This is a genomic window from Streptosporangium sp. NPDC049644, from assembly GCF_040675205.1.
GTDB lineage: Bacteria > Actinomycetota > Actinomycetes > Streptosporangiales > Streptosporangiaceae > Streptosporangium > Streptosporangium fukuiense.
This window is the reverse complement of record NZ_JBFAOJ010000021.1, coordinates 39,436-51,997: the sequence shown is the minus strand read 5'-3', so window position 1 is coordinate 51,997 and position 12,562 is coordinate 39,436. Positions and strand designations below refer to the sequence as shown.

Here is a 12,562-nt window from a genome sequence, read left to right as displayed (position 1 = left end):
TCCGCCCGGCGGACGTCGCGCGCTGATGGCCGAACCTTGACCGAACCGCCGGAGCCTCCTCGGTTCCACCCGCGAGCACCGGTAGGACAGTGGAATCACCAACCGGGCACACCAGGGAGAATCGCGCTCCACTCACATGCCGAACCTCAGCAGACTGCGCGCCGACACGGTGGCGGGGATCACGACGGCCTCCGTCGTCCTGCCCCAGGCGATGGCCTACGCCACCATCGCCGGGCTGCCCGTGCAGGCGGGCCTGTACTGCGCGCTGGTCCCGATGATCATCTACGCGCTGCTCGGCACCTCACGCCCGCTGTCGGTCAGCACCACCTCCACCCTGTCCGCGCTGACGGCGGCCGCCCTCGCGGCGACGCCCCCGGGGACCGCGCCGATGACGGCCGCCTCGACGCTGGCCGTGCTGACCGGGGTGATCCTGCTGGCCTCGAGCGTCCTGCGACTGGGATTCCTCGGCGACTTCATCTCCGACCCGGTGATGACCGGCCTGAAGAGCGGGATCGGCCTGACCATCGCGGCCGGCCAGCTCGGTACGGTGATCGGCGTCCACGCGGAGGGGACCAAGGTCTTCGACCGGCTGCTCTCCGCGGCCGGCAGGCTGGGTGAGGCCAACGTGCCGACGATGCTCGTGGCGGCCGCGGTGGTACTGCTGCTCGTCGTGCTTCGGCGGGTGCCCCGTGTGCCGGGCCCGCTGGTGGCGGTGACGGTCGTCACCCTGATCAGCTTCCTGGCGCACCTGTCCTCGTACGGCGTGGCCACGATCGGCAGGGTGCCCAGCGGCCTGCCGCCCCCGCTCCTGCCCGACCTCGGCCTGGTCAGGGCACTGGCGCCGATGGCCCTCGGCATGGCGCTGCTCTCCTTCGTGGAGTCGATCAGCGCGGCGAGGATCTTCCGGCACCGGGACGACCCGCCGCTCGACGCCGACCGGGAACTGCTCGCACTCGGACTGGCGAACGCCCTGGGCGGGATCTTCCGCGCCTACCCGGCGGCGGGCGGCATGACGCAGAGCGAGATGAACGACGCCTCCGGCGCCCGGAGCCAGCGGGCCGAGATCGTGACCGCGCTCTGCACCGCGGTGGTGCTGCTCCTCCTCGCCCCGGCCCTGTCCCCGCTGCCCACGGCCGTCCTGGGCGGGATCGTGCTGACCATCGCGGCACGCCTGGTCGACGTCCACGGGCTGGCGGCGATCTGGCGGGCCAGCCGGCCGGAGTTCGCGCTCGCCTGCGTCACGATGCTGGTGGCGGTCGGCCTCGGCATCATGCAGAGCGTGCTGGCCGCGGTCGTGATCTCGATACTCCTGCTGCTGCACCAGGTGGACAACCCGCCGATCTACCCCCTGGGCCGCGATCCGGAGTCGGGGGCCTATCGCGACCTCAGGCGTCACCCGTCGGACGAGACCGAGCCGGGGCTGCTGATCGTGCGTATCGAGAGCCGTCTGTACTTCGCCAACGCCCGGCGAGTGGCGGACCGGGTGAGGTCGCTCATCGAGGCCACCACCCCCCGGCCCCGGGCGGTACTCCTCGACCTGACCGGCGTGCCCGGCATGGATCTCACCGCGGTGTCGGCGGCCAGGGAGTTCTACGGCCTGGTACGACAGCACGGCATCGACCTGTGGATCGCCCTCGACAGCCTCCAGCCCCTCGAACTCCTCGGGCGTATGGGCATCGGAGGGTGGCTGTCCGACCGGGGACGGCTGCACCCTGACGTGGCGGCCGCCGTCACGGCCTACCACGCCCGCGGCTCCTAGGCGCCGCCCCTTGGATCCGCCGCCCACCCCGGTCAGGCGGTGCCTCGCCGCGTTGTCGCCGGTCACCACGGCGAGACCCGCCAGGCGGGGCCTAGGCGTCCAGGTGTTCGGGGAAGGCGTTGATCGTCACCCGGTGCATGCGGCGGCGCTCGGTGTAGTCGGCGACCGCGTAGTGCTGGGTGCTCCGGTTGTCCCAGAAGGCCAGCGTGCCCGGCCGCCAGTTGAGCCGGACCTGGTACTCGGGAGAGCGGATGTGGTCGATCAGGTAGGGCAGCAGCGCCTCGTTCTCCCGGTCGGACAACCCCACCAGCCGCGTGGTGGAGGAGCGGTTGACGAACAGCGCCTTGCGTCCGGTCTCGGCGTGCGTGCGCACCACGGGACGCTCGATCGGCGGCCACTTGGCCTGGACCTGTTCCAGGTCGAAGTCGTGCCCCTTGGAAATGGCCTTCTTCATCGAGGCCGTGATGTCGTGGATCGCGGTGAGCTCGTCGCAGAGCCGCTGGATGGGCGGCGAGAGCGTCTCGTAGGCCAGCTGGGCGTTGGCCCAGAGGGTGTCACCGCCTACGGAGGGCAGTTGCACGCAGCGCAGCAGCGAGCCCATCGGCGGGACCGGCTCGAAGGTGTTGTCGCTGTGCCACTCGTCGCCGCCCTCGCCCTTGGGGTCGGTCTGGTCGAGGACGTGGATGGCGGTGCCGCCGTCCTTCTTGAAGGCGGGGTGGTTGATCGAGCCGAAGTTCTCCGCGAAGCGGATGTGCTCTTCGTCACTGATGTGCTGGTCACGGAAGAAGAGGACCTTGTACTCCAGCCAGCCTCGCCGGATCTCCCGGACCTCTCCCTCCGACAGTGGCTTGCGCAGGTCGACACCGCTCACCTCGGCGCCGATGTGCCTGGTCACGGGCTTGAACTCGATCATCTTCGGACGCCCTCCATCGTGGCCGCACGGCATTCGTGAAGGTTAGGTCATCCTTACCCAGCCCTCTTTCCGAGCCTAGCCCGATCCATTAAAACAAGCAATTGCTTGGTAAGGCACACGTGCCGGACCGGTGCCGGTCGAGGGTGCTCCCCCGCCCGCCGCGGACACCCTCGCGGGGAGGTCGCGCCAGGTCGGCGAGGAGCGGGGGAACCGGCAGGCTCCGCGCCATGGTTTGATGCATCCACTATGGACGTCACCACCTGGTATCTCGAACAGACCTCACGCTCGGACCTGCTGCCCGCCAGGCCGCCGTCGATCGAGGTCGACGTCGTACACGCCGAGGTGCCCTCGCCCGAGTTCAGCCGGTTCCTCAGCACGGCCGTCGGCGGAGAATGGCACTGGACCAACCGGCTGCCGTGGACCTGGCGGGAGTGGAGCGACTGGCTGGAGAGCGGCGTGGAGACGTGGGTGGCCTATCACCGTGGCACCCCCGCGGGCTACGTCGAGCTCGCCCCCCAGGACGGCGCGGCGGTCGAGATCACCTGCTTCGGCCTCCTGCCGTGGGCGATCGGCAGAGGCGTCGGCGGCCGTTTGCTGGAGGTCGGCACCGCCAGGGCCTGGGACCTGGCCGACCGGCAGCCCGGCCGGGAGCCGACCCGGCGGGTGTGGCTGCACACCTGCTCCCTCGACAGCCCGGTGGCGCTCGCCAACTATCAGGCCCGCGGCTTCAGGATCTACGACACCAGGCTGAACGTGCCCGGCGACGAGTACGAGGGGGAGACCCCCGGGCCCTGGCCCGGGGCGGGCCCCAGGACCCGCGACACCGCCTGACACCCCGCCCGGAACGGCGGCGGGCCGGGGAAGGCCCGAAGGTGTCGGATGAGCTGGGTATGGTATCGAGTCTCGGTACCATACCCGGCCTCCCGCCGGACGCCCCGGCCCGAGGCTTCCCAGGGAGCCGGTGCAGACGGTTCGACCACGAAGACAGAAGGAGGATGCGCCTCCCCCTCGGCCTGACGGCCGGGGCCCGCGCGCAGGAAATCAGATGGCTCGACGGACGACCACACCCCCGACCGACGAGGGCTTCGAGGAGCGGATCGTCGACATCGACGTTTCCACCGAGATGCGCACCAGCTTCCTCGAATACGCATATTCGGTCATCTACCAGCGTGCACTGCCGGACGCCAGAGACGGCCTCAAGCCGGTCCAGCGCCGCATTCTCTACTCGATGAGCGAGATGGGCCTCCGGCCCGACCGGGGCCACGTCAAGTCCTCACGCGTCGTCGGCGACGTGATGGGCAAGCTCCACCCGCACGGCGACACCGCCATCTACGACGCGCTGGTCCGGATGGCCCAGCCGTTCTCGATGCGCCTGCCGCTCATCGACGGGCACGGCAACTTCGGCTCCCCCGACGACATGCCCGCCGCGATGCGCTACACCGAGGCCCGGCTGGCCTCGGCCGCCATGGCCGTGGTCCAGTCGATCGACGAGGACACCGTCGACTTCAAACCCAACTACGACGGCCAGGAGACCGAGCCCACGGTCATGCCGTCGGCCTTCCCCAACCTGCTGGTCAACGGGGCCACCGGCATCGCGGTCGGAATGGCCACCAACATGGCGCCGCACAACCTCGTCGAGGTCGTCGCCGCCGCCCGCCACCTGATCAAGAAGCCGGAGGCGACGCTCGACGACCTGATGCGGTTCGTCCCCGGCCCCGATCTGCCCACCGGTGGCACGATCATCGGCCTCGACGGCATCCGCGACGCGTACGCCAAGGGCCGTGGCACCTTCCGGATGCGCGCCAAGTGCGCCGTCGAGCAGGTCAGCCCCCGCCGCAAGGGCATCGTCGTCACCGAACTGCCCTTCAACGTCGGCCCCGAGCGCGTGGTCACCAAGATCAGGGAGCTGGTCACCGCCAAGAAGCTCCAGGGCATCTCCGACCTCAAGGACCTCAGCGACCGGCACAAGGGCCTCCGCCTGGTCATCGAGATCAAGAACGGCTTCATCCCCGAGGCCGTGCTGGAGGAGCTCTATCGGCTCACCCCGATGGAGGAGACCTTCGGCATCAACAACGTCGCGCTGGTCGACGGCGAGCCGCGCACGCTGGGCCTGCGCGAGCTGCTCCAGGTCTACGTGGACCACCGTATCGACGTGGTCCGCCGTCGTTCGCTGTACCGCAGGCGCAAGCGCGAGGAGCGGCTGCACCTCGTCGAGGGCCTCATCGTCGCCCTGCTCAACATCGACGAGGTGATCCGGGTCATCCGTTCCTCCGATGACTCCGCCCAGGCCCGCGAGCGCCTGACGCAGACATTCCAGCTGTCGGAGATCCAGGCCAACTACATCCTCGACACCCCGCTGCGTCGCCTGACCCGCTACGACAAGCTGGAGCTCGACCGCGAGAGCCAGACGCTGCGCGACGAGATCGCCGAGCTGACCGCGATCCTGTCCTCCGACGACAGGCTCCGCAAGGTCGTCTCCGACGAGCTCGCCCAGATCTCCAAGACCTTCGGCACCCCGCGCCGCACGGTGCTGCTGGAGTCCTCGGGGGTGGCGAGGAACGTCTCGGTCCCCCTGGAGGTCGCCGACGACCCCTGCCTGGTGCTGTTCTCGTCCACCGGGCTGCTGGCCCGCACGGCCGACGCCTCGCCACTGGCCGGCGACGGTGACCGCTCGGCCCACGACGTGCTGGTCTCCGCGGTGCGGAGCACGGTCAGGGGCGAGGTGGGCGTGGTCACCAACCAGGGGCGGATGATCCGGGTCCAGGTAGTCGACCTGCCCACGCTGCCTCGCTCGGCCAACCCGCCGTCGCTGTCCGGAGGCCACCCGGTCACCGAGTACGTCACCTTCAACCCGGGTGAGACCGTCGTCGGCATCGGCTCGCTCGACCCCGACGGGCCCGGCCTGGCCCTGGGCACCGCGCAGGGCGTGGTCAAACGGGTCGTCCCCGACTACCCGGCCAACCGCGACGACTTCGAGGTCATCGGCCTCAAGGACGGCGACACCGTGGTGGGCGCGGTGGAGCTGACGAGCGAGGACCACGACCTGGTCTTCATCACCTCCGAGGCCCAGCTGCTGCGCTACCCCGCCTCCGTGGTCCGCCCCCAGGGCCGCCCGGCGGGAGGCATGGCCGGCGTGCGGCTGGACGGAGACGCCGTGGTGATCTGGTTCGGCGTGGTAGACCCCTCCCGCGAGTCTCGGGTCGTGACGATCGCCGGCTCCTCGACCGCACTGCCAGGCACCCAGATCGGTGGCGCCAAGGTCTCCGACTTCGCCGAGTACCCGCCGAAGGGTCGCGGCACCGGCGGTGTCCGCGTCCAGCGGTTCCTCAAGGGCGAGGACGTCCTGTTGCTCGCCTGGGCGGGCCCCGGGCCGGCCCGCGCGGTCTCGGCCGTCGGCAAGCCCGTGCCGCTCCCCGAGGAACTGGGCCGCCGCGACGGCTCCGGGGTCCGGCTCACCCACACGGTGTCGGCCGTGGGCGGCTCCCTGTGCGCCGAGGACGACCGGCAGGACCAGGGGGAGGCCACCTCCCCGGAATGATCCTCATCCCCCGCGCAGGACACCGAGGAGCCCCCGTCAGGACGACGGGGGCTCCTCGGCGATGACGGGTCCCGCGTACCGGACGCCGGCGTCGCGTTCTCCGGCCCCCGCGACGCCACCCGGCAGGTCTCGGCTTTCGGGGCGTGCCCCGTCCCGCACGGGGCTCGGGACGCGCCCGGGATCTCAGGTGAGCGCCCCCTGAAGTGCGAACCTGATGGCCATCAGCAACTGCCAGGGCTCACCCGACTCCCAGAAACGGATGACCCGGGCGACTCGATCCGGCGGATCGAACCCGCCCGCCCCGTACGGCCCGAAACACCCCGCCTCCACGAGGACGGCCACGAACGGGTCGTCCTCCTTCAGGGACCGGGTGTAGGCCGCCGCGTCGAGCAGGGCCAGCGCCGAGCGCGCGTTGCGCCCCCCGTCCCTGGACTCCACCCGGTCCAGCCTCCGCCTGCCCTGGTCACGGAGATAGTCGGCCAGCGATTCCGTCCTGCTCATTACCCTCTCCACCTCCCGGACTTCGAGTGACGACATCATCACTCAATGTGAGTCCAGACGGTGGGATCTTGGTGAAGTCGTCACCTGAGGCGCCCCCGACAACCCTCGCCGAATGGGTATGACGCATCATTGGTTCGTTAGCCCCATCGACCGAGGGATACGTACGTGAGTGCCTTTGACGACCTGCTGGCCGCCAACGAGGAGTTCTCCGCCACGTTCACCAACGCGGAACTGACCGGCAAGGCGGCTCGTGGCCTCGCGGTGGTCACCTGCATGGACTCCCGGATCGATCCGCTGGGTCTCTTCGGCCTGAAACCAGGCGACGCCAAGATCCTCCGCAACGCCGGAGCCAGGGTGACCGACGACGTGCTGCGCACGCTCGTCCTGGCGGTCAACCTGCTGGCGGTGGAACGGGTGCTGGTCATGCCGCACACCGACTGCGGCATGACCAAGGTCACCGACGACGAGGTGCATGCGATCGCCGCCCGCCGCGGTGTCGACACCCGGAGCCTGGACTTCCACACCGTCCCCGACCAGGACGCGGCGCTGCGCCACGACCTCACCCGGATCAGGACCAGCCCGTTCCTCCCGGCGGGCATGCCGGTGGGCGGCGCCGTCTATGACGTGCGCACCGGCAAGCTGATGCCGGTCGACATCTGAGCCTCGGGGGTTCCGGCCCGCCGCGGCCCATGGCCCGGCGGGCCCGCTACGCGTCGATGTGGTCGCGGTCGATCTCGGCCGAGCTGCTCACGATGAACTCCCGGCGCGGGGCCACGTCACTGCCCATCAGGAGGGCGAAGATGCGCTCGGCCTCCTCGATGTCCTGGATGCGGACCCTGCGCAGGGTGCGGTGGCGGGGCTCCATGGTCGTCTCGGCCAGCTGGTCGGCGTCCATCTCGCCCAGGCCCTTGTACCGCTGGACCGGGTCCTTCCAGCGCTTACCCCTGCGCTCCAGATCACGCAGCACCTTGTGCAGCTCGGCGTCGGAGTAGCAGTAGACGTATTTGCCGTGACCTCGGCTGGGGTTGATGACCTCGATCCGATGCAGCGGCGGCACGGCGGCGAAAACGCGCCCGGCCTCGACCATCGGCTTCATGTAGCGGTGGAACAGGGTCAGCAGGAGACAGCGGATGTGCGCCCCGTCGACGTCGGCGTCGGCCATCAGGATGACCTTGCCGTAGCGAGCCGCCTCGATGTCGAAGGATCGGCCGGAACCCGCCCCGATGACCTGGATGATCGCGGCACACTCGGCGTTCTTGAGCATGTCCGCGACGGACGCCTTCTGCACGTTCAGGATCTTGCCCCGGATCGGCAGCAGGGCCTGGAACTCCGAGTCGCGGGCCGCGCGGGCGGTACCCAGCGCCGAGTCACCCTCGACGATGAACAGCTCGCTGCGGTCGACCTCGTCGCTGCGGCAGTCGACCAGCTTGGCGGGGAGCGCCGAATTCTCCAGAGCGGTCTTGCGGCGCTGGTTGTCGCGGTGCTCCCGGGCGGCGATACGGGCCTTGGCCGCCGCGACGATCTTCTCCAGGACCGCGCGGAGCTGCGGCTTCACAGTGCGCGACGGGTTGGCGAGCAGTTCCTTGAGCTCACGCGAGACGACGTGGGCGACGATCCGGGAGGCCGCCGAGGTGCCCAGGACCTCCTTGGTCTGGCCCTCGAACTGCGGCTCGGGCACCCGGACGGTCACCACCGCGGTGAGACCCTCCATGATGTCCTCGCGGGTGACCGGGGCGTCGCCGTTCTTGAGCAGGCGGGTCTCGCGCAGTTGCTCGTTCAAAGTGCGGACGAGGGCGCGCTCGAAGCCGTTGACGTGGGTGCCGCCCTTGGGGGTGGCGATCACGTTGACGAAGGACCTGACCGTGCTGTCGTAGCCTTTGCCCCAGCGCACCGCCACGTCCACGGTGAGCTCGCGCTGGACCTCGGTCGGGGTCATGTGCCCCAGGTCGTCGAGGACGGGGACCGTCTCGTGGAAGTGGCCTACGCCCCGCAGGCGCAGCACCTCGCAGACCGCCTCGTCCCGGGCGAGGAACTCGGTGAACTCCGAGATGCCGCCGTCGAAGTGGAACTCCTCCTCGGCCGGCTCCTCGCCGCGGCTGTCACGCACGGCCAGGGTCAGTCCAGGGACCAGGAACGCGGTCTGGCGCAGGCGGACATGGATCTCGTCGAGGGAGACCTCGGCCTCGGGGAGGAAGATCTGGTGGTCGACCCAGAAGCGCACGCGGGTGCCGGTGACCTTCTTCGCGGCGGCGCCTCCGTCACGCAGCCCCGACCTCTTCTTGAACTTGGCCTTGGGCCCGTCGCCGTCGAAGACGCCGGGAACGCCCCTGCGGAAGCTGATCTCGTGGATCCGGCCGTCACGGTCGACCTCGACGTCCAGCCGCGAGGAGAGGGCGTTGACCACGGAGGCGCCGACGCCGTGCAGGCCACCGGAGGCGCCGTAGGAACCGCCGCCGAACTTCCCGCCGGCGTGCAGCTTGGTGTAGACGAGCTCGACGCCCGCCAGGCCGCTCTTTGGCTCGACGTCGACGGGGATGCCCCGGCCGTTGTCACGGACCTCGATGGAGCCGTCGGCGTGAAGTTCGACCTCGATGCGGGTGCAGTAGCCGGCCAGGGCCTCGTCGACCCCGTTGTCCACGATCTCCCACAGGCAGTGCATGAGACCGCGGCTGTCGGTCGACCCGATGTACATACCGGGGCGCTTGCGGACGGCTTCGAGCCCCTCCAGCACCGACAGGTGGCGGGCCGTATAACCCGTCTCCGCGCTAACTGCGGTCACACCCACTCCCAGCTCTGTCGAACACGTGTGCGCAGCTTACCGTTCTTCCCGCCACGACGCGTACAAGCTTGCCATCCGGTGGACAACGGCGTTACATCCAGCGTGATCATCGTTACTTTCGGCCGCTTTCCGCTCTGGGCGTAGCAGGGGGTCGATTGGGAACGTTCGTATCGGGTTAGATGTTCTCTCAAGTGACTGACGCCAGATCCTCCACCTCAGGGGATGACCTGAAAGGCGATACGTGACTGGAACCCTCGCCCCCGCCAAGCAGCTGACCGCTGCGGACCGCTGTGACCGGTGCGGCGCCCAGGCCTACATCCGCGCGACCCTGCCCGTAGGTGGGGAGCTGCTGTTCTGCGCCCACCACGGGCGTCAGCACGTAGCCGTGCTGAGAGACAAGGGTGCCAACATCCAGGACGAGTCTGCGCGTCTCAGTGACGCTCCGGCAACGGCAGGCAACGACGAACGATGACCAGACGGATGGAGCCGTCATCGGACCCGATAGTGATATCGGCCCGCCACTGTGAAGCCATGGCGCTCGTAGAGCGTCCTGGCCGCCGTGTTCGACTCCACCACTACTAAATATGCCCGCTGCGTGCCCTGCTCCCGCGCATGTGTGAGCAGGGCGCGCAACACCTTCCGCCCATGGCCCTTGCGCCGCGCGTGCGGCACCACGGCCATGGAGTAGATCCCGAACCACTCCCCCTGGACCACACCCCGCCCCACGGCCTCCTCGCCGAGCGAGGCGTACGTGGCGGGCACACCGGTGAGGATCCGCGCGGCCGTCGCCAGACCGTCGCCGCCGAACCTCCCGTCCACGCTCCACCAGGTGTCCAGCCATGCCCGCGAGGGCGCTTCGGCGAGATCGACCTCTTCTCGCGACGCGCCGACGCCGTTCCCGGACGCCTCGGGCACCAGGCTCGCCGTCATGATCAGCGTCGGATCCACCACCCGATAGCCGCGCGCGTGCAGCAACGCGTCCAGGCCGGGCGTGGCGCCACCCCCCACCGAGAAGACGCAGGGCAGGCCCCGGTCGGCGTAGAACTTCTCCGCCACCTCGACGCCCGCTTCCAGATCCTCCGGCTCGCCCAGCGGCAGCACGGAGTTGGCCCGCTTGGTCACCCCGTCCGCCGCACGCAGGATCCAGCCCCCCTCGTCCACCCGGTGAGTCGCCGGCCAGGCCTGGTCGACCAGCCGGTCGAAAACCTCAACGATCATGCTGCAGGATCCTAACCCCTTGGTCGCCGCACTACGCTCGGTGAATGTGCTGATTCTGCTACCCCCGTCCGAGGGAAAGGCCGCACTGGGTGACGGCCCGGCCCTCGACCTGCCCCGGTTGAGTTTCCCCGCCCTCGCCCCGTCCAGGCGACGCGTCCTGGACGCGCTCATCGCCCTGTGCGAGGGTCCCGCCGCACGGGAGGTGCTCGGACTGTCACCCGGACAGGCAGGTGAGATCGGCAAGAACCTGCTTCTGCGCACCGCGCCCACGCTGGCCGCGGCCGACCTGTACACCGGCGTGCTCTACGACAATCTTCACCTGGCCTCGCTCTCCCCCGAGGCCGCGGCGCGGGCCTCGGAAAGTCTGCTGATCTTCTCCGGCCTGTGGGGGCTCCTCCGGATCGACGACCGTGTACCCCCGTACCGGCTGTCGATGGGGGTGCGACTGCCGCCGCTGGGCGGTCTTGGCGCCTTCTGGCGCCGATCGGTCACCCCGCTGCTCGACGCCGAGCCCGGCCTGGTGGTGGATCTGCGCTCGGGCACCTACGCGGCGGCGTGGCAGCCGGGCGGCAGGGCGGTGGCGGTGCGGGTGCTCAAGGAGGGGAAGGTCGTCAGCCATATGGCGAAGGCCACTCGCGGCGTCATAGCCCGCTCGCTGCTGGAGGGGGACATCGATCCGCAGAGCCCCGAGGAGCTCACGAAGATCCTGGACCACCTTGGGCACTCCGTCACTCTCTGTCCGCCTCCCGAGGGGAGGAAGTCATGGATACTCAACGTAACCGTGTGATATTCGCCACATTCCCCTTGCGAGCCCACGTCAAGACCTCTCGCGCCCCGGTTCACGCCGGGACGAGGCGGAGCCGCCCGCAGGCCCGCTCGAACTGCTGAGCGGGATCACCCAGATAGGACCACGGCAGCCTGCTGACCCTGCCCCCCGTACGTGTCAGGTGCCCGCGCGCGGGCCTGCGCAGGTCGGCCAGGTAGAAGGCGGCCCCGAACAGGTTGTGCGCCTCTATCGACCGTGGATGGCTGTCGCCGCCCAGCCAGCGGCCCGCGTGCGAGACGATCTCGCGCAGCGCCCCGTCCGAGAACCAGCCTCCGCGTGACATCGGTGACCGCTCGGCGGCCACCTGCTCGAAGTGCGCCAGCGGCAGCAGGGCCGCCATCGGGTCCCCGTCGGGCGCCCGCGACACGGCCTGCCTGGCGAACTCCAGCATCTCCTGGGCGCTGCCGCCCCAGGCCGGGGACAACGTCATGAGCCTGGCCACATTGGCCGGGAACAGCGTCGGATAACGGCGAACGGCTTCGAACCAGACCGCGTCCCTCTCCTGGCGCGGCCGGTCGAGGCCGAGGTAGAGCCACATGATCGACTCCCAGGGCACCGGATCCGACGGCACGAGCGCCGCCGCGGTGAAGAGCGGCTGCCTGGCTCTCTCCATCGCCGCCTGGAACGCCTGCAGACGCTGCGCCTGCACGGCCCGGGCCTTGACATCCGGCTTGATCGTCCAGGCTTCCTCGATGCGGGTACGCCCGAGCCAGAGCCACAGGTCGGGGTTGGCCCGGTCATGGAGCGCCAGCGCCTCGATGGCGCCACTGTGACCGACGGCCGCCCTGGCCAGCGCCTCGACCCTGAGCGCGCGCCTCTCCGGATCACCGCGGGCCGCGCCGAGCGTGAACGTACCGCTCTCGAACACCCTCCGGCGCACCGCGGCGACCGCGTCGTCGAGCACCACGTCCGCCCACGGACGATCGACGATCACCCGCAGCCTCCGGGCGCGAATCCTGTCAACTTCGGCCACACCCATGAGGCGGGAGCCTAGAAGTTCGTTTCACACTCCGTGCTACCGACCTGTT

The 12,562-nt window shown here is 69.8% G+C and carries 11 protein-coding genes; 6 read left to right on the top strand and 5 right to left on the bottom strand.

Features of this window, described 5'->3' with window-relative positions; all coding sequences use genetic code 11:
• Positions 1 to 136 precede the first annotated feature (136 nt).
• The gene (locus tag AB0J58_RS14960) at positions 137 to 1,759 is read left to right on the top strand and encodes a SulP family inorganic anion transporter (protein WP_364215235.1); all 1,623 of its coding nucleotides are present in this window, start codon (positions 137 to 139) and stop codon (positions 1,757 to 1,759) included.
• 91 nt (positions 1,760 to 1,850) lie between these two features.
• Here AB0J58_RS14960 and AB0J58_RS14955 read toward each other — a convergent pair whose 3' ends face one another.
• Positions 1,851 to 2,672, bottom strand: a complete 822-nt coding sequence (locus tag AB0J58_RS14955) for a TauD/TfdA family dioxygenase (RefSeq protein ID WP_364215232.1) — start codon at positions 2,670 to 2,672, stop codon at positions 1,851 to 1,853.
• A gap of 246 nt (positions 2,673 to 2,918) precedes the next feature.
• On the opposite strand from AB0J58_RS14955, the gene AB0J58_RS14950 reads away from it, so the two are divergent.
• Positions 2,919 to 3,503: a GNAT family N-acetyltransferase gene (locus tag AB0J58_RS14950; RefSeq protein ID WP_364215229.1), complete on the top strand. Its 585-nt coding sequence runs from the start codon at positions 2,919 to 2,921 to the stop codon at positions 3,501 to 3,503.
• 214 nt (positions 3,504 to 3,717) lie between these two features.
• Positions 3,718 to 6,210 (top strand): DNA topoisomerase IV subunit A, encoded by a 2,493-nt coding sequence (locus AB0J58_RS14945; RefSeq protein ID WP_364215226.1) that lies wholly within the window; start codon positions 3,718 to 3,720, stop codon positions 6,208 to 6,210.
• A 183-nt stretch (positions 6,211 to 6,393) separates the two neighbouring features.
• Here the strand turns inward: AB0J58_RS14945 and AB0J58_RS14940 are convergent, their stop codons facing one another.
• On the bottom strand, positions 6,394 to 6,711 hold the full coding sequence (locus AB0J58_RS14940; RefSeq protein WP_343979150.1) for a hypothetical protein: 318 nt from the start codon (positions 6,709 to 6,711) through the stop codon (positions 6,394 to 6,396).
• Positions 6,712 to 6,876: 165 nt separating this feature from the next.
• On the opposite strand from AB0J58_RS14940, the gene AB0J58_RS14935 reads away from it, so the two are divergent.
• Positions 6,877 to 7,371: a carbonic anhydrase gene (locus AB0J58_RS14935; protein ID WP_343979153.1), complete on the top strand. Its 495-nt coding sequence runs from the start codon at positions 6,877 to 6,879 to the stop codon at positions 7,369 to 7,371.
• A 46-nt stretch (positions 7,372 to 7,417) separates the two neighbouring features.
• Here AB0J58_RS14935 and AB0J58_RS14930 read toward each other — a convergent pair whose 3' ends face one another.
• A complete protein-coding gene (locus tag AB0J58_RS14930) occupies positions 7,418 to 9,490 on the bottom strand; it encodes a DNA topoisomerase IV subunit B (RefSeq protein ID WP_364215223.1) in 2,073 nt (690 codons plus the stop codon).
• Positions 9,491 to 9,731: 241 nt separating this feature from the next.
• On the opposite strand from AB0J58_RS14930, the gene AB0J58_RS14925 reads away from it, so the two are divergent.
• Positions 9,732 to 9,962 carry a hypothetical protein gene (locus AB0J58_RS14925; protein WP_030920243.1) on the top strand — a complete coding sequence of 77 codons (231 nt, stop codon included), beginning with the start codon at positions 9,732 to 9,734 and terminating at the stop codon, positions 9,960 to 9,962.
• Positions 9,963 to 9,979: 17 nt separating this feature from the next.
• Here the strand turns inward: AB0J58_RS14925 and AB0J58_RS14920 are convergent, their stop codons facing one another.
• Positions 9,980 to 10,708 carry a GNAT family N-acetyltransferase gene (locus tag AB0J58_RS14920; protein ID WP_364215220.1) on the bottom strand — a complete coding sequence of 243 codons (729 nt, stop codon included), beginning with the start codon at positions 10,706 to 10,708 and terminating at the stop codon, positions 9,980 to 9,982.
• A 46-nt stretch (positions 10,709 to 10,754) separates the two neighbouring features.
• Between AB0J58_RS14920 and AB0J58_RS14915 the strand changes: the two genes are divergently transcribed.
• Complete coding sequence (locus AB0J58_RS14915) at positions 10,755 to 11,495, top strand: peroxide stress protein YaaA (RefSeq protein WP_364215217.1); 741 nt, start codon at positions 10,755 to 10,757, stop codon at positions 11,493 to 11,495.
• 52 nt (positions 11,496 to 11,547) lie between these two features.
• Here the strand turns inward: AB0J58_RS14915 and AB0J58_RS14910 are convergent, their stop codons facing one another.
• Entirely contained in the window at positions 11,548 to 12,513 is a 966-nt protein-coding gene (locus AB0J58_RS14910) for a hypothetical protein (RefSeq protein ID WP_364215214.1), read from the bottom strand.
• Between the last annotated feature and the right edge of the window lie 49 nt (positions 12,514 to 12,562).

Bases quoted from the DNA above. Each gene is read 5' to 3' on its own strand.
- AB0J58_RS14960 (WP_364215235.1), top strand. From the start codon at position 137: ATGCCGAACCTCAGCAGACTGCGCGCCGACACGGTGGCGGGGATCACG.
- AB0J58_RS14955 (WP_364215232.1), bottom strand. From the start codon at position 2,672: ATGATCGAGTTCAAGCCCGTGACCAGGCACATCGGCGCCGAGGTGAGC.
- AB0J58_RS14950 (WP_364215229.1), top strand. From the start codon at position 2,919: ATGGACGTCACCACCTGGTATCTCGAACAGACCTCACGCTCGGACCTG.
- AB0J58_RS14945 (WP_364215226.1), top strand. From the start codon at position 3,718: ATGGCTCGACGGACGACCACACCCCCGACCGACGAGGGCTTCGAGGAG.
- AB0J58_RS14940 (WP_343979150.1), bottom strand. From the start codon at position 6,711: ATGAGCAGGACGGAATCGCTGGCCGACTATCTCCGTGACCAGGGCAGG.
- AB0J58_RS14920 (WP_364215220.1), bottom strand. From the start codon at position 10,708: ATGATCGTTGAGGTTTTCGACCGGCTGGTCGACCAGGCCTGGCCGGCG.
- AB0J58_RS14910 (WP_364215214.1), bottom strand. From the start codon at position 12,513: ATGGGTGTGGCCGAAGTTGACAGGATTCGCGCCCGGAGGCTGCGGGTG.